Below are 14,189 nucleotides of genomic sequence, written 5' to 3' on the forward strand. Positions count from 1 at the left end.
GGCGACCCCGTGCGCGGGGTCGCCGGCCGCCTCACGGTCCCGCCGGATCAGCCCTGCACGCGGTCGATGGTGACCGACTCCAGGACGACCGGCTCCGTGGGCCGGTCACGGGCGTCGGTGTCGGTCTTGGCGATGGCGTCGACGACGTTCTGGCCCTCGATGACCTCACCGAAGATGGTGTGGCGGCCGTTGAGGTGCGGCGTGGGCACCACGGTGATGAAGAACTGCGAGCCGTTGGTGCCGCGACCGCCCTGGATGCCGGCGTTGGCCATGGCCAGCAGGTAGGGGCGGTTGAAGAACAGCTCCGGGTGGATCTCGTCGTCGAACTTGTAGCCCGGCCCGCCGATGCCCTGACCCAGCGGGTCGCCGCCCTGGATCATGAAGCCGTCGATGACGCGGTGGAAGACCGTGCCGTCGTAGAGCTTGTCGTTGGTCTTCTGGCCGCTCTCCGGGTGCACCCACTCACGGGTGCCCTCGGCCAGCTCGACGAAGTTGCGCACCGTCTTGGGCGCGTGGTCCGGGAAGAGCTGAACCTTCACGGTGCCGCGGTTGGTGTTCAGGGTAGCGATCAACTTCTCAGCCACGAGGGACTGCCCCCTTCGGGTCTCATTCTCAGTCTGTGCGAGGTGCTGTTTTGTGGTCTTGTGATGGCTGCGGCCGGAGCCGGTCCATCTAGCATCCTCCCACGGCCGGTAATGATTGAGCCGCCTTCGAGCGGGAAGGGGACGCAACGGGGCCCCGACGACTGGGGAGGTTGATGTGCCTCTTGAACTGCTGAGAAAGCGAAAGATCGAGAAGATCATGCCGACGGATGCACGGCTGATGACGCAGATGAAGCTGAATCAGATGAAGTCTCAGGTCGCGAGCGCCGCCGACAGGATGGCGCCGATGGCCGCCCAGGCCAGGGACGTGGCGCAGGACAGGCTCTACGTGGCGCGCGAATGGGCCGCGCCGAGGCTGGACGCGGCCGCTCACTCCGTGGAGGAGCAGCTCGCGCCCAGGGTCAGCGCGATGCTGTCCCAGGCCGCGGCCAAGGTCGATCCCGCACCCAAGGGAAAGTCACGCAGCTGGCCCGTGTTCCTGCTGCTCGCGGGTATCGCGGTCGGAGCCGCCGGCTTCGCGATGTACCGCAAGAACTCCGAGCAGTGGACCGACATGCTGAAGGAGAACGCCTCCGACGCCTCCCGCTGGATGAGTGAGAAGGCTCACACCGGAACACAGAAGATCAGCGAGATGACGGAGAAGACCACCTCCAAGACCGGCCCCGAGGCGGGCGGGCACGCCGACAAGAGCGAGGCCCAGGCGGACCAGGCTTCGAACAAGCTGCCCTGAGTGACGCGAGTGCGGCCTGCCCCCTTGTGGGGCAGGCCGCACTCGCGTTCTCCGAGCGGGCGACCAGGCGGCGGATCCCGGTGTTCTCCGAGCCGCGGACCGCTGACGGTCTCACGTTCTCCGCCTGCGAACCGCCCACGGCGGACTTTCACGTTCTCCGAGCCGCGACCGCCGGCGGCGGACCGCGGTCAGCCGGCGGGCGTCTCCCCGACGAGCCGGCGCATGTAGGTGGTCGCGCGCTTCTCCGTCTCGAACCCGGCGCGGGTGTAGACGCCCAGGGCGCCGGTCGGGTTGTCGGCGTCCACACCCAGGGCGGCCCGCTGGTAGCCCCGCTCGCGGAACCCCGCGAGGGCGTGGGCCAGCAGTGCCCCGGCCACTCCTCTGCCCCGCCACTCGCGCAGCGTGCCGATGATCTGGATCCACGCCTCGCGGATCCCGGTGGCCCTGGTGTCCGCCTCGTAGTAGTGGGTGATCAGCACGGCCACGCTCCGGCCCGACCCGTCCTGTACGAGGTGGGAGACCTCCGGCCGGAACGCGTGCACGCCGACGATGCTCCGCTCCCAGCTCTCCGGGGTGTGCGGGACGCTGCCCCAGTGGTCGGTGAAGGCGGCGTTGCGCACCTCACGGGCGGCGTCGGCGAGGTCCGCACGGTAAGGGACGATCCGCAGGCCGGCGGGCAGAGCGACCGGACGGATCCCGGCGGCCAGGTCGCGGCCCATGGTGCGGAACCATCGGACGGGGGTCATCCCCACCGCCCGCATCAGCGCGTCCGCGCCCTCGTTGCCGTCGAAGACGCCGGCGTGGAACTCGAGGGGACGCCCTGGGTGACGCCGCTCGTGCAGCACCGGCGTGTTGCGGATCGCCCAGTCGAGCACGTGACGGCCGAGACCCCGGCGGCGGTATCCGGGGTGGACCGCGCCCCACAGGTGCATCGGATGGACCGGGTCCGCGGCGTTGGCGCACGGAGTCACGCCGAAGGCCGCCATCCGGTCACCGTCCCAGGCGGACAGGGTGCCCTCGGCCAGGTCGAGCAGGGGGTTGTCGAGGTCGTCGGCGAGGTCCTCGACCCCGTAGTTCTCCCCCGTCCGATCCGCCTTCTCGACCTCCGCGAGCAACTCCGCCCACCGCTCGACGTCGTCCTTGGTCAGCGGTCGCCACTGGAGGGTCATGGGTCGCACCCTAAAGGGCGTCATCCCGCACCTCGAGACGTTTTCCACCGTACGGCCCGCACCGCCGTACGGCCCGCACCGCCATATGGCCCGCACCGCCGTACGGCCCGCACCGCCGCATCGTCGTACGGCCCGCGCCGGGGCACGCGGACCGTACGACGGGAGCGGCCGGCTCAGTGACGGAAGAAGACCTGTCCGGCAGCGGGAGCGGCCGGCTCAGCGGCGGGAGAAGACCGGCACCCAGGCTCCGGGCCGCTGGCTGTTCTCCCGGTAGCCGGTGAGCGGCACGACCGCGCCGCCTTGGACGTCGACGAGGAGCAGCCGGTTGCGGAACTCGCTCTTCACACAGCCGTCGGTCCCCTTGAGCTCACACGCCCAGGCGATCACGTGCCCGTCGTCGGCCCAGGCGGCGAGTTGCTCGATCCAGTAACCGTCGATCGGCCTGAGCGGCCTGACCTCGCCGGTCCTCATGTCCTTCAGCGCGGTGACCGCGGTCCGGTCCGGACTGTCGGACGCGAGCCACCGGCCACCGGGTGACAGTCCCGCCGCCTGTTCCCGCTTCGCCGGCTCGTCCGTGGGCACGGGCCGCGGGGCGCCGTCCATGCCGTAGAACTTCTTGGAGTTACCGAGGTCGGTCCACTCCCAGATCAGGGTGCCGTCCGCGTTCCAGAAGAAGTCCCGCCGGCTGATCACATCACCGTCGCTTTCCGCCGCGACCGGGTGGAAGTCCTGCCGTCCGGCGGCGGGGTCGATGAGGGTGAAGCCGGTCCGGGTCGCCGGAACCACGGCCCAGGAGTCCTTCCCCATGACCTCGACCTGGTCGGGGTCGTCGTCGTAGTCGGTGACCAGCAGTCTCGTGCCGTCCGGTGACCACGACACCGCCCCCGCGGGGTGTTCGAGGTCGAACCACCGCACTTCACCGCCCCGTACGGTCACCACCCCGACCCGGTTCGCCGGGATCGACTCCAGCACCGCGGCGGACTCCCCGCCCGGCGCGGGATCGAGCCACGCCCAGGGGGTCTTCTCGTAGGTTCCCGAGTCGCCGTCGTAGAGGTGCCAGGTGAGACGGCGTGCCTCCCGGTTGCCTACGACCTTCTCGTTCCTCCAGGTGTAGTAGGCGTAGACCGCCGTGTCCCCCGCGGCCACCAGGGTCTCCGGCGTCGCGGAGTCCGCGTCCCCCAGGGTCTCCCGGGTCCCCGCGGACGGGTCCGGCGCGGCGGACGGGTCCGATCCGGTGGCGACGGCGACGGCGGGCTCGGTGCCGTCCGTTCCCGGAACGCCCCCGGCGACCAGACCCGGGACCGCGAACGCTCCGGCGACGACGGCCGCGGTCGCCCCCGCGACCACCGCGAACATCCGCACCCTGGAGCGCCGCCGCCTCCCCAGCGCCCGCGACGCCAGGTCGGCGGGGTCCCGCGCCTCCTCCGACCAGTCACGGAGGGTCCGCCTGACGAGCTCGTCGATGGTCATCACTTAGCCTCCCCGAAGATCATGTACGGCTCCCGCAGCTCAGGCGCGAACTGCCGCAACCTGGCCAGGGACCGGTGGGTGGTGCTGCGGACCGTGCCCACCGAGCAGCCGAGGATCCTGGCGACCTCGGCCTCCGGCAGGTCCTCGTAGTACCTCAGGACCAGGACGGCCCGCTGCCTCGCCGTCAGCCTCGCCAGCGCGCGCCGCATGACGATCCGCAGCTCCACCCCGTCCGAGCCGTCGGCCGCGGCCCGGTCGGGCGGCTCGGGGACGGCCGTCTCCCGGTGCCGCCGCCACCACGAGACCTGCTGGCGGTACATCACCTGACGGACGTACGCCTCGGGCGTGTCCACCGTCCGCCACCTGGTGACCGTCCTGGCCAGCGCGCTCTGCAGCAGATCCTCCGCCGCGTGCTGGTCGCCCCCGGTCAGCAGGAAGGCCAGGCGCATCAGCGCGGGGGATCGCGCCGAGACGAACTCGCGGAAACGTCGCTCCTCTGCGGCGTCCACGATCACCTCCACTGTTGGTTACGCCCTACAGACGCGTCCGAGGCGCCCCGCTATGCTCCGCGCCGGGACAAAACGATTGGCGGGGCCGGCTCCCGTTGGACGACGATGGGACCGTGAAGATCTTTCTGGAGACCGACCGGCTGACGCTCCGCGAGCTGACCGGGGCCGACGCGGACCACCTGTTCGAGCTCGACGGCGACCCGGAGGTCATGCGCTACCTCAACGGAGGGAAGCCCACCCCGCGCGAGGAGATCCTGGACCGGGTGCTTCCCCGGATGCTGCACCGCCACGACGTCTCCGGGCATCCCGGGTACTGGGCGGCCGAGATCCGGTCCACCGGGGAGTTCATCGGATGGTTCGAGTTGCGGCCCCTGGTGGAGGAGGAGGCTCCGGAGTCCGTCGAGCTGGGTTACCGGCTGCGCCGTACGGCCTGGGGGAAGGGCTACGCCACCGAGGGGTCGCGGGCGCTGGTTCGCGAGGGCTTCGCCGGGCTCGGGGTCGAGCGCGTCGTCGCGCGGACGATGGCGGTCAACACCGGCTCGCGGAACGTGATGGAGAAGGCGGGCCTGCGCTTCGTCCGCACCTTCCACGCCGACTGGCCGGAGGCCATCCCGGGCAGCGAGCACGGCGAGGTGGAGTACGCGCTGACCAGGGACGAGTGGCTCGCGACGGCTGGAGAGGCCTGACCCGGCCCGCGAACATCCCGTCGGATCCTTCTCCGGGGTCTCCCTCGAACCGGCGCTCCCCCGCGGGAGGGAGCGCCGGAATCGCTCTTCCCGGCGATCCCCTCCGGACCGCGGACGACCAGGATCGACGCAGGAAAACGCCACCGAGGAGCCTTCCCGATGAGATCCCGCACCCCTGCCCCCGCCGTCTCTGTTCCCGCCTCTCCCACCGTCCGCACCGTCTCCGCCTCCGCCGGCTCCGCCTCCGCCGTCTCCGCCGGCTCAGCCACCTCCGCCGTCTCTGCCTCGGCCGGCTCCGCCGTTCCCGACGGGTCCGGCTCCGTCCCCGCCGCCTCCGCCGTCCCCGGATCCTCCTTCTTCCGGGTCGCGTTCGTCGCCGCCCCGCTGCTCGTCTTCGCCTACGGGGTGATCCGGATCCTCGACGGACTCGACGGCAGCCGCGGCCCCGGTCTCGCCTGGACCTCCGGGCACCTCGCCTTCATCGCCGCCCTCGCGCTGTTCGTCCCGATCTTCTGGCGGATGCGCCGGATGGCGGGCGGGAAAGCCCTGGCCACGGCGAGCGCGGTGACCGGGACGGCCGGCGCCCTCGCCCTTCTCGCGCAGTTCGCCATCGACATCGCGGTCGGCTTCATGTCCGCCGATCACGCGGCCATGAGCCCGCTGTTCGAGCAGGTCAAGGCGGTTCCGGGTGTCTCCCCGGTGGTTTACGACGGCGGGCCGTTCCTCTTCTACCTCGGTCAGCTCGCGCTCGTCGTCCAGCTCGCCGTCCTCGGCCGCGTCAAGGTCTGGACACCGCTGCTCGTCCTGCTCGACCTCAGCGTCCCGTTCGTCAGCAAGGACCTCATCCCCCTCGGTGCGGTCTTCCTGCTCGTGTCGTTCCTTCCTCTCGCCAGGGAGGCGGCCCGGCCCGTCCGTGCCGCCCGGCCCGCCCGCGCCCTCCCGTGAGGAGCGTCCCGCACGCGGACGACGCCCCGCGCGCGAAGGAGGCCCCGCGACGGCTTCGGCCGGCCGGGGTGTCCGGGCCCCGGTGGGAGAGGGCAGGATTGGGATCTGTGCCGGTTCCGTCCCCCCTCGGTCCTCTCCGTGACCGTCTGAGGTCGCTGCCGCCCCTGTGGGCGGACGCGGCGCTCGCCGTAGCGGTGCTGATCGTGCAGCTGTGGCCGCTCCTCTCCCGGGACGCCCCGCGGGGCGGGCAGTGGAGCTGGTGGGGGTACGCGGTCGTGGTGGCCGCCGTCGTGCCGCTGGTGTGGCGGCGCCGCGCGCCCATCGCCACCCTGCTGGCCAGCCTCACGGCGACCTCCCTCTACGACCTCTCGGACCACGTCGCCTCCCAGCCCATCTGGTACGGCGGGCTCGTCGCGACCTACACGGTCGCCGTCCACTCCCCCCGGTGGCCGCGCATCGCCATCCTCTTCGGCACCCTCATCGGGGGCGTGCTGCTGGTCGGCTCCTCGGAGACCGCGCTGCGCGGCATCGTGCTGTTCGTCGCCGCCTACGCGATCGGCCGCGCCTCCGCCACCTCCCGCGCGTACGCGGCCGCCCTGGAGGAGCGGGCCGTGCGGCTGGAGCGTGAGCGCGTGGTCGAGGCCGAGCGGGCCGCCGAACGCGAACGGGCCCGGATCGCCCGTGACATGCACGACATCCTCGCCCACGCGGTCAGCCTCATGGTCGTGCAGGCCGAGGCCGGTCCGGTCGTGGTCAGGAGCGACCCGGCCCGCGCCGAGGCGGCCTTCGACGCGATCGCCGCCGCCGGGCGCGACGCCATGGTGCAGCTCCGCCGGACGTTGAACGTGCTCAAGGAGGAGGCGGGACCGCGCGCTCCGCAGCCGACCGTCGCCGCCCTGGCCGAACTGGCCGAGCAGGTCTCCGGCGCCGGGATCGAGGTGGTCTGCTCCGCCTCGGGAGAGCCGGGCCCCCTGCTCCCCGACGTCGAGGTCGCCGCCTACCGGATCACCCAGGAGGCTCTCACCAACGTCGTCAAGCACGCGGGCGCCACCCGCGCCGACGTCCGGCTCCGCTGGGAGGACGACGCGCTCGTGATCGACGTCACCGACGACGGCCGCGGTTCGGCGTCGTCGTTCCCCTCCGGCGGGAACGGCCTGGCCGGCGTCCGCAAACGCGCCGAGTCCTGCGGCGGCTCGGCCGTCGCGGGACCCCGTACGGACGGTCCCGGCTTCCGGGTGACCGCGCGGCTGCCACTGGCCGCGGGACGAAGCGGAACAGGGACGAAGCAGAACAGGGAGAACGGAGTGACGGCATGACGGTGAAGGTCGTGGTGGCCGATGACCAGGAGCTGGTGCGGGCCGGGTTCGGCATGATCCTCGGCGCCCAGCCGGACATCGAGGTCGTCGCCGAGGTCGGGGACGGCGCCGCGGCCGTCGCGGCCGTCCGCGAGCACCGGCCGGACGTGGTCCTCCTCGACATCCGGATGCCCGTGATGGACGGCATCGAGGCGGCCGGGATCGTGTGCGCGGAAAGCGACTGCCGGGTGCTGATGCTCACCACGTTCGATCTGGACGACTACGTCTACGACGCGCTGCGGGCGGGCGCGAGCGGGTTCCTGCTCAAGGACGTCCGCCGCGACGACCTCGTGCACGCGGTCCGGGTGGTCGCGGCCGGGGACTCGCTGCTCGCCCCGGCCGTCACCAGGAAGCTGATCACCGAGTTCGTCTCCCGGACGGCTCCGCGTCCCGCCGCGCCGTCCGCCGAGCGGCTCTCCGTGCTGACCGCCCGGGAGCGGGAGACGCTCCGGCTGATCGCGCGCGGGCTGTCCAACGCCGAGATCGCCGGGACCATGGTGGTCAGCGAGCACACGGTCAAGACGCACGTCAGCAACGTGCTGACCAAGCTGGGCCTGCGCGACCGCGTGCAGGCGGTGATCGCCGCCTACGAGACGGGCGTCGCGGTCCCCGGCGGCCCGGCGTGAGAGGGACGCGGTGACCGGTCCCCGCTAACGCTTCCACAGGCAGAACGGATGGCCGGCGGGGTCGAGGTAGACCCGCACGTTCTCCTGCGGCTGGTAGGTCGCGAGGGCGGCCCCCGCGGCGACCGCGTGCGCCCCGGCGATGTCCAGGTCGTCCACCTCGATGTCCAGGTGCATCATCATCTGCTGGTCACCGGGCCCCGCGGGCCATATCGGCCGGACATGGCCCTTCTCGGTCTGGAAGGACAGCCCGGCTCCGCCGCCGGGTGCGGCGAGCGAGACCCAGTCGGGCGAGTCCTCCCGGACCTCCCACCCGAGCAGCCGCCGGTAGAAGGCCGCCAGCTCCCGGGCGTCGGGCGCACCCAGCACCGTGGCCGTCAGCGTCATCCGCAGCGTCTCCGTCATCCGGCCTCCTCGTGGTCCTCCGGCCTCCGGGCATCGTGCCGATGCCCGGCCACCGGCCCGCACGAGCCGCTCGGGCCGGTCGGTGATCCGTCGCCATACCCAGGGGGGTCGACTCCTCACCTGGAACCGTACGGCTCCGCGTCCCGCCGGCCAGGACAGGGCGGCGGAAGGCGGGCAGCGGCGCCGCGGTGCCGAGCGTGACCTGCTCGGTCACCGCGGCGAGCGCGGCGAGCGTGGCCAGCGGCTCGGCACGCGCGCCGATCAGGGTGTCGTCGGCCCAGGCCGAGTCGTATCCGAGCCGCTCGGCGCGGCGCCCGAAGTCGAGGAGCCGCCGGGCGTCCTTCCACTGGCTGTACCGGGTGGGGAGCAGGACCCCGAGTCGCGTGTTCACGACGGGGATCGTGTCCCCCGTGGGGAATGGCGGCAATTCCCGCGAGGGAATGGACGGCTTGGGCACACTGGATGTGTGGACTTCCCCCAGACGCTGCGCGCGGCCCGCCGACGCCGGCATCTCAGCCAGCTCGACCTCGCCCTGCGCGCCGGCACGACACAACGGTACCTGAGCTTCATGGAGAGCGGCCGTTCCCGGCCGGGCCGGACCATGGTGGTACGGCTCGGCGAGTCGATGGAGCTGCCGCTCCGGGAACGCAACGAGCTCCTGTCCGCGGCCGGTTACGCCCCCGTCTACCCGCGGACCCCGCTCGACGACCCGGGCCTCGCGCACGTGCGCACCGCGCTGGGGCACATCCTGGCCGGCCATCTCCCCTATCCCGCGGTCGTCGTGGACGCCGATCACGAGCTGGTGCTGGCCAACGACGCGTTCGGCCTGCTCACCGAGGGGGCCGCAGGGCACCTGCTGCGTCCGCCGGTCAACGTGCTGCGCCTCTCCCTGCATCCGGAGGGTCTGGCGCCGCGCATCGTGAACCTGGCGCAGTGGGCGCGGCACATCATCGACCGCGTTCCCCCGGGTGAGCTGCGCGAGGAACTGTCCGGCTACGTGCCGCACGCCGAGCCGGGCCACGATCACGTGGGCTTCGCCGTACCGGTGCGGCTTCGCTCGGCGCGCGGCGAGCTGCGGCTGACGACCACGATCACGACGTTCGCGACCGCGCTCGACGTGACCGTGGCGGAGCTGAAGCTGGAGGCGTTCCTGCCCGCCGACGCGGCCACCGCGGCGGCACTGGCCGACGGCTCCCGGACGGCGCGCCGGGCCGGCGCCCCGGGGAGCGCGCACCGGCCGGAGGACTCCCGGACGGATGACTCCCGGACGAGCGGTTTCCGTACGGACGGCTCCCGGACGGACGCGCCGGCACGGTGATCCCGCCGCCGCGCGGACCGGCGCCGGTGTCCGGCCGCCCGCGAAGCCGGCGGGCCGCCCGTCACCCCGGGAACTGGTAGTCGGCGGTGATGCGGCCCTCGCCGTCGAGGACGAGGATCTCCAGTCCGCTGCCCAGCGCCTCGCCTCCGCCCGCGGGGGCCATCTCCCAGGTCAGCTTGACGACGTCGTCCAGGCGGACGGACTCGCCTCCCTGCCGGAAGACGAACTCACCGGGGGCGACGAACTCCTCGTGGGCGCGGCTCACCCGGACGTCGATCTCGTCGTGCCCGCGGGCCCGGAGGGTCGAGTGGTCGAAGCCCAGCTTCGCGGCGGTCTCCCGGATCTCCTGGGGCGGTTGCAGGACGTGGACGCCGTCCTCGGTCCACAACTCCTCGATCATCTTGCGGCGCAGCCCGCCGTCCGGCTCGTTCCAGAGGGCGACGTAGCGTTCGGTCAGCTCCCGGACCCGGATGTCGGTCACCGTTCCTCCTCGGCTGGTGTGTCGGTGTTCCCGTGTTCCGGTCCCACCCTGCGGCCGGGGCCGCGGACCGGCAATTCCCGGCGGGGAATGAGGGAGTGGCACAGCCCGGCGAGCCCGGCCGGGAGCGAAGCGGCCGACCCGGCCGGACGAACGGTGCACGAAGCCGGCGGCCCGTCCGGAGGAACGGTGCACAAGGCCGGCGGCCCATCCGGACGGACAGCGCACGAGGCGGTACGGCGCCGCCGCTACCTGGCGCGGAGCCTGCCGAGGGTGTGGCCGGTGGCCTGCTTGAACAGGTACTCGGCACGCTCGTAGGAGAGCCTGCGGCGGCCGGTCTCGGGGCACAGGTCGCCGGGGGCGGGGGGACGGCCGGGGCCGGGCCGGCGGTCGGACAGGAACAGCGGGCCGCGGCGCCGGCCCGCGACGAGCCCGGGGAGCAACTCGGCGGCGCCGTCCCCCCAGTGGATCCAGCCGGACCCGTCGGCCGTACGGGCACGTCTCCCGTGCAGGTCGAGGTCCTCGACGTTGAGCGCGAGCACCGGACCGGCACCGGCCGCGCTCTCGTGGATCAGCAGCCACAGGGCGCGTTCCCGGGGGGCGAGATCGGCGCGCCCGCACAGCGCTTCGACCTGCGGCCGGTCGAGGGGACGGGTGCGTCCCCGGGGTTCGAACCGGCGGGGGACCCCGGCGGCCAGGTCACCGCCCAGACCTCCGCCCGGCTCGCCGGTCGGGTCGTCGGCCGGGTCGCCGGTCGGGTCGTCGGCCGGTCGGTACCGGGTCGCGGCCCAGGCGGAGAAGGAGCGGACCGCGCCGCGGTGACGGTTCCACGTCGCCGCCGCGGCGCTCCCCCAGGCCGCGGCGAAGACCTCGGCCACCCGCCCCGCGCAGACGCCCGCCAATGGGACGTCGTCGCCGATCTCGCGGCGCAGGCGGCCCATGGTCTGGCCGTAGGAGCGGACGGTCGCGGCGTCCAGGTCCTCGCGGGCGAGGAAGGCGTCCGCCGCCGCGCCCAGCGTGACGGACCCGCCCGGAGGCACCCGAACGGCCGCCGCGTCGGCGCAGGCCGCGGCGCGTTCCAGGAGGACCGTGCGTTCGGGCACGTTGCGGGTGAGCGCCGCGGCGCGTTCGAACTCGTGCCGGGCCTCCTCGTGGCGACCGAGCCTGGCCAGCAGGTCTCCGCGCACGCTGGGCAGGCGATGGTAGCCGCTGAACGCCGACTCGCCGGCCAGCGCGTCCGCGGCGGCCAGGCCCGCCTCGGGACCGTACGCCATGGCCAGCGCGACCGCGCGGTTGAGTCGCACGACGGGTGTGGGCAGCACCCGGATCAGCACCTCGTACAGGGCGGCGATCTGCTCCCAGTCGGTCTCCTCCGCCGTGGCCGCCCGCGCGTGGCAGGCGGCGATGCCGGCCTGGAGCACGTACGGTCCCAGAGGGCCGCCGCACTTCCTGGCGCGCAGCAGGGCCTCGAAGCCGCGGTGGACGAGGAGCCGGTCCCAGCGCCCGCGGTTCTGCTCGTGCAGCGCGAGGGGCCGGCCGGAAGGGTCGTTCCGGGCGGCCAGCCGGGACGTCTGAAGCTCCATGAGCGCGACCAGGCCGTGCGCCTCCGCCTCACCCGGCGCGAGCCCGGCCAGCAGGCGGCCCAGGCGCAGCGCCTCGTGGCAGAGGTCCCTGCGCGTCCAGTCCTCGCCCGCGGTCGCCGCGTACCCCTCGTTGAAGACGAGGTAGACGACCTCCAGTACGGACGACAGACGCGCCGCCCGGTCCGGGCCCTCCGGGACCTCGAAGGGGATCCGGAGGTCGGCGAGGGCGCGTTTGGCCCGTACGACGCGCTGCGCGACGGCCGCCTCGGAGACGAGGAACGCGCGGGCGATCTCCTCGGTGCGCAGGCCGCCGATCAGTTTCAGCGTCAGGGCCACCCGGGACTCGGTGGACAGCGCCGGGTGGCATGAGACGAACATCAGGCGGAGGACGTCGTCGCCCACCTCGCCGTCGAGTGCTCCCAATGCCTCGTCGACACCGGTCTCACCGGTGTCCGGCCGGGTGGCGAGGTCGTGCGCGAGCAGTTCGTTGCCGCGTTCGTGCCGCTCGCCGCGCCGCAGGTGATCGACGGCGCGGCGTTTGGAGACGGCCATGAGCCAGGCGCCCGGGTTGTCCGGCACGCCTGACCCGGGCCACTGTTCGAGGGCGGCGAGGAGCGCGTCCTGGGCGAGTTCCTCGGCCAGCCCCACGTCGCCCACCATCCGGACGAGTCCGGAGACGATCCTCGCCGATTCCATCCTCCAGACCGCGCCGACCACGCCGTGGACGTCCCCGTTCCCGCTTCCGGACGTCATGGGCCCGATCATCGGCGGTGCCCGGTCCGGCGCGCAAGCGCGGGACCGGGAGCGGGACCGGGGCGGCCCCTCCCCGCCGGGGACGGCCGGCACGCGGGCACGGGGTCAGTCCTGCGGGCCGAAGACCTGCTGGATGTGGCCCTCGCCGTCACCGACGATCTTCCAGAAGCGGCGGGACAGCTCGACGGCCTCCTCCACGGAGCGCGTCTCGACGAGCGCGAAGCTCACGATCACCTCCTTGGCCTCGGTGAACGGCCCGTCGGTGACGGTGATCTTTCCGCCGGACGCCGAGATGTGGACGCCGGCCGGGTCCAGGCCGCCGGTGGCGAGCAGCACGCCCGCGCGGGTCATCTCCTCGACGAAGGCGGCCATCTCGGTCATGGCCTCCTGGGTCGGAGGAGGCGCGTCGGCACCCTTGGTGGTCATCAGGAACCGCATCGTCGTATCTCCCTCGTTCGCCGGGCTGTCGTGCCTGGCTTTCGTACCGGACTCCGCCGGGGCGACCGATTCTCTCCGGTCTCCGGCTACGCGTCGAGCGAGGCGGACGGATATCGACATCCGGTGCCCGAGCTGGGGGATCGTGCGATGTGACAGGGAACGCGATGTGACAGAGAACGCATGATGCAGCAGGTCAGCGTGGGTTCGAGGCATGACGGCGCGACGGTGTCGAATCCGGGGCGCCCCGTTCGACGCGTCAGCGAGGCCGGACGGAATCCGGCCACCCGAACACCGCGGCGGGAAGCCCGCCGCAGGAGAGGAAGAAGCAGCATGACCGCCGTCCAGCCCGGCCCCGCCACCCGCGCCGATGCCTCCCCCGCCACCCGCACCGCCCGCCTCGGCACCGCCGAACAGCCCGGCACCGCCGCTCCGGCCACACGTCTCCTGCTCGCCTGCCTGGTGGCCGTCACACCCGTCTTCGGGTTCGTGTCGCTGGCCCAGGTCTTCACCCGTGAGGGCTTCGACCTGCTCCGCCACCCGCTGAGCATGCTCAGCACCGGCGACCTCGGCTGGATCCAGATCACGAACTTCCTGGTCTCCGGCGCGCTGACGATCGCCGGGGCGGCCGGGCTGCGCCGCGTCATGCGCGGCACGCCCGGCGGGACCTGGGCTCCCCGGCTGCTCGTGGTCAACGGCGTCATGCTGGTCGTCGCCGGGGTGTTCGTCATGGATCCGGGCGACGGCTTCCCGGCCGGCACCCCGCTGGGACAGCCGACGACGATGAGCTGGCACGCCATGGCGCACATGGCCGCCGGGTCCATCGCGTTCACCGCGCTCATCGCCGCCTGCTTCGTGCTGGGCCGCCATTTCTCCCGTGCCGGCCGTACCGGTTTCGCCGTGGCCTCGCGGATCAGCGGCGCCGCCCTTGTCCTCGGCAACGGCTGGGCGATGTCGGGCGGCCGGGCCGGCTCCCTCACCCTGTGCGTCGGCGTGCTGGTCGCGATGGCATGGACCGGCGTGGCCGCGGCGGACCGGCTGGCCGCGCTCCGGCGAGCCGTCTGAAGCGGAACCCAGGGACCGCCGGCCGTACCGGGGCCGGGATCCGGGACGTCCCGGATCCCGGCC

At 73.0% G+C, this 14,189-nt stretch carries 15 protein-coding genes and 1 pseudogene; 7 read left to right on the plus strand and 9 right to left on the minus strand.

Annotated elements, in window-relative coordinates; genetic code table 11:
* Window positions 1-47: 47 nt before the first annotated feature.
* On the minus strand, window positions 48-572 hold the full coding sequence (locus AB0D67_RS37995) for a peptidylprolyl isomerase (RefSeq protein WP_362947000.1): 525 nt from the start codon (window positions 570-572) through the stop codon (window positions 48-50).
* A 274-nt stretch (window positions 573-846) separates the two neighbouring features.
* Between AB0D67_RS37995 and AB0D67_RS38000 the strand changes: the two genes are divergently transcribed.
* Window positions 847-1,332, plus strand: a complete 486-nt coding sequence (locus tag AB0D67_RS38000; protein ID WP_362946966.1) for a hypothetical protein — start codon at window positions 847-849, stop codon at window positions 1,330-1,332.
* Between the two features lie 188 nt (window positions 1,333-1,520).
* Here the strand turns inward: AB0D67_RS38000 and AB0D67_RS38005 are convergent, their stop codons facing one another.
* The 3 genes from AB0D67_RS38005 to AB0D67_RS38015 form a co-directional block, all read right to left on the minus strand.
* Window positions 1,521-2,501 carry a GNAT family N-acetyltransferase gene (locus tag AB0D67_RS38005; RefSeq protein ID WP_362946968.1) on the minus strand — a complete coding sequence of 327 codons (981 nt, stop codon included), beginning with the start codon at window positions 2,499-2,501 and terminating at the stop codon, window positions 1,521-1,523.
* Window positions 2,502-2,717: 216 nt separating this feature from the next.
* Window positions 2,718-3,971, minus strand: a complete 1,254-nt coding sequence (locus tag AB0D67_RS38010) for a hypothetical protein (RefSeq protein ID WP_362946971.1) — start codon at window positions 3,969-3,971, stop codon at window positions 2,718-2,720.
* On the minus strand, window positions 3,971-4,480 hold the full coding sequence (locus AB0D67_RS38015; RefSeq protein WP_362946973.1) for a SigE family RNA polymerase sigma factor: 510 nt from the start codon (window positions 4,478-4,480) through the stop codon (window positions 3,971-3,973). The genes AB0D67_RS38010 and AB0D67_RS38015 overlap by 1 nt, the downstream gene beginning before the upstream one ends.
* A gap of 113 nt (window positions 4,481-4,593) precedes the next feature.
* Between AB0D67_RS38015 and AB0D67_RS38020 the strand changes: the two genes are divergently transcribed.
* The 4 genes from AB0D67_RS38020 to AB0D67_RS38035 all read left to right on the plus strand — a co-directional run bounded on the left by AB0D67_RS38020 (window position 4,594) and on the right by AB0D67_RS38035 (window position 8,092).
* Complete coding sequence (locus tag AB0D67_RS38020) at window positions 4,594-5,166, plus strand: GNAT family N-acetyltransferase (protein ID WP_362946975.1); 573 nt, start codon at window positions 4,594-4,596, stop codon at window positions 5,164-5,166.
* A gap of 159 nt (window positions 5,167-5,325) precedes the next feature.
* Window positions 5,326-6,111: a hypothetical protein gene (locus AB0D67_RS38025; protein ID WP_362946979.1), complete on the plus strand. Its 786-nt coding sequence runs from the start codon at window positions 5,326-5,328 to the stop codon at window positions 6,109-6,111.
* Between the two features lie 107 nt (window positions 6,112-6,218).
* On the plus strand, window positions 6,219-7,427 hold the full coding sequence (locus AB0D67_RS38030; RefSeq protein ID WP_362946981.1) for a histidine kinase: 1,209 nt from the start codon (window positions 6,219-6,221) through the stop codon (window positions 7,425-7,427).
* Window positions 7,424-8,092 carry a response regulator transcription factor gene (locus AB0D67_RS38035; RefSeq protein WP_362946984.1) on the plus strand — a complete coding sequence of 223 codons (669 nt, stop codon included), beginning with the start codon at window positions 7,424-7,426 and terminating at the stop codon, window positions 8,090-8,092. The genes AB0D67_RS38030 and AB0D67_RS38035 overlap by 4 nt, the downstream gene beginning before the upstream one ends.
* A 24-nt stretch (window positions 8,093-8,116) precedes the next feature.
* On the opposite strand, the gene AB0D67_RS38040 is transcribed toward AB0D67_RS38035, so the two are convergent.
* Together AB0D67_RS38040 and AB0D67_RS38045 are read right to left on the minus strand one after the other, a co-directional pair.
* Window positions 8,117-8,494 (minus strand): VOC family protein, encoded by a 378-nt coding sequence (locus tag AB0D67_RS38040; protein ID WP_362946987.1) that lies wholly within the window; start codon window positions 8,492-8,494, stop codon window positions 8,117-8,119.
* 160 nt (window positions 8,495-8,654) lie between these two features.
* Window positions 8,655-9,005: pseudogene (locus AB0D67_RS38045) on the minus strand (LLM class flavin-dependent oxidoreductase); the annotation flags it as partial.
* Here AB0D67_RS38045 and AB0D67_RS38050 point away from each other — a divergent pair.
* On the plus strand, window positions 8,961-9,812 hold the full coding sequence (locus AB0D67_RS38050) for a helix-turn-helix domain-containing protein (RefSeq protein WP_362946989.1): 852 nt from the start codon (window positions 8,961-8,963) through the stop codon (window positions 9,810-9,812). The pseudogene AB0D67_RS38045 and the gene AB0D67_RS38050 overlap by 45 nt on opposite strands.
* A 61-nt stretch (window positions 9,813-9,873) precedes the next feature.
* On the opposite strand, the gene AB0D67_RS38055 is transcribed toward AB0D67_RS38050, so the two are convergent.
* From AB0D67_RS38055 to AB0D67_RS38065, 3 genes are all read right to left on the minus strand, one after another.
* Window positions 9,874-10,293: a hypothetical protein gene (locus AB0D67_RS38055; RefSeq protein ID WP_362946991.1), complete on the minus strand. Its 420-nt coding sequence runs from the start codon at window positions 10,291-10,293 to the stop codon at window positions 9,874-9,876.
* Between the two features lie 245 nt (window positions 10,294-10,538).
* Window positions 10,539-12,626, minus strand: a complete 2,088-nt coding sequence (locus AB0D67_RS38060) for a DUF6596 domain-containing protein (protein ID WP_362946993.1) — start codon at window positions 12,624-12,626, stop codon at window positions 10,539-10,541.
* 105 nt (window positions 12,627-12,731) lie between these two features.
* Window positions 12,732-13,064: a YciI family protein gene (locus AB0D67_RS38065; protein WP_362946995.1), complete on the minus strand. Its 333-nt coding sequence runs from the start codon at window positions 13,062-13,064 to the stop codon at window positions 12,732-12,734.
* Window positions 13,065-13,394: 330 nt separating this feature from the next.
* Here AB0D67_RS38065 and AB0D67_RS38070 point away from each other — a divergent pair, with 330 nt between their 5' ends.
* Entirely contained in the window at window positions 13,395-14,126 is a 732-nt protein-coding gene (locus AB0D67_RS38070; protein ID WP_362946997.1) for a DUF998 domain-containing protein, read from the plus strand.
* Window positions 14,127-14,189: the final 63 nt, after the last annotated feature.

The organism is Streptosporangium sp. NPDC048047 (assembly GCF_040653115.1).
Lineage (GTDB): Bacteria > Actinomycetota > Actinomycetes > Streptosporangiales > Streptosporangiaceae > Streptosporangium.

Coding starts and splice junctions, on each gene's coding strand:
- AB0D67_RS38070 (WP_362946997.1), top strand. CDS start 13,395: ATGACCGCCGTCCAGCCCGGCCCCGCCACCCGCGCCGATGCCTCCCCC.
- AB0D67_RS38065 (WP_362946995.1), bottom strand. CDS start 13,064: ATGCGGTTCCTGATGACCACCAAGGGTGCCGACGCGCCTCCTCCGACC.
- AB0D67_RS38035 (WP_362946984.1), top strand. CDS start 7,424: ATGACGGTGAAGGTCGTGGTGGCCGATGACCAGGAGCTGGTGCGGGCC.
- AB0D67_RS38025 (WP_362946979.1), top strand. CDS start 5,326: ATGAGATCCCGCACCCCTGCCCCCGCCGTCTCTGTTCCCGCCTCTCCC.
- AB0D67_RS38040 (WP_362946987.1), bottom strand. CDS start 8,494: ATGACGGAGACGCTGCGGATGACGCTGACGGCCACGGTGCTGGGTGCG.
- AB0D67_RS38010 (WP_362946971.1), bottom strand. CDS start 3,971: ATGACCATCGACGAGCTCGTCAGGCGGACCCTCCGTGACTGGTCGGAG.
- AB0D67_RS38060 (WP_362946993.1), bottom strand. CDS start 12,626: ATGACGTCCGGAAGCGGGAACGGGGACGTCCACGGCGTGGTCGGCGCG.
- AB0D67_RS38000 (WP_362946966.1), top strand. CDS start 847: ATGAAGTCTCAGGTCGCGAGCGCCGCCGACAGGATGGCGCCGATGGCC.
- AB0D67_RS38005 (WP_362946968.1), bottom strand. CDS start 2,501: ATGACCCTCCAGTGGCGACCGCTGACCAAGGACGACGTCGAGCGGTGG.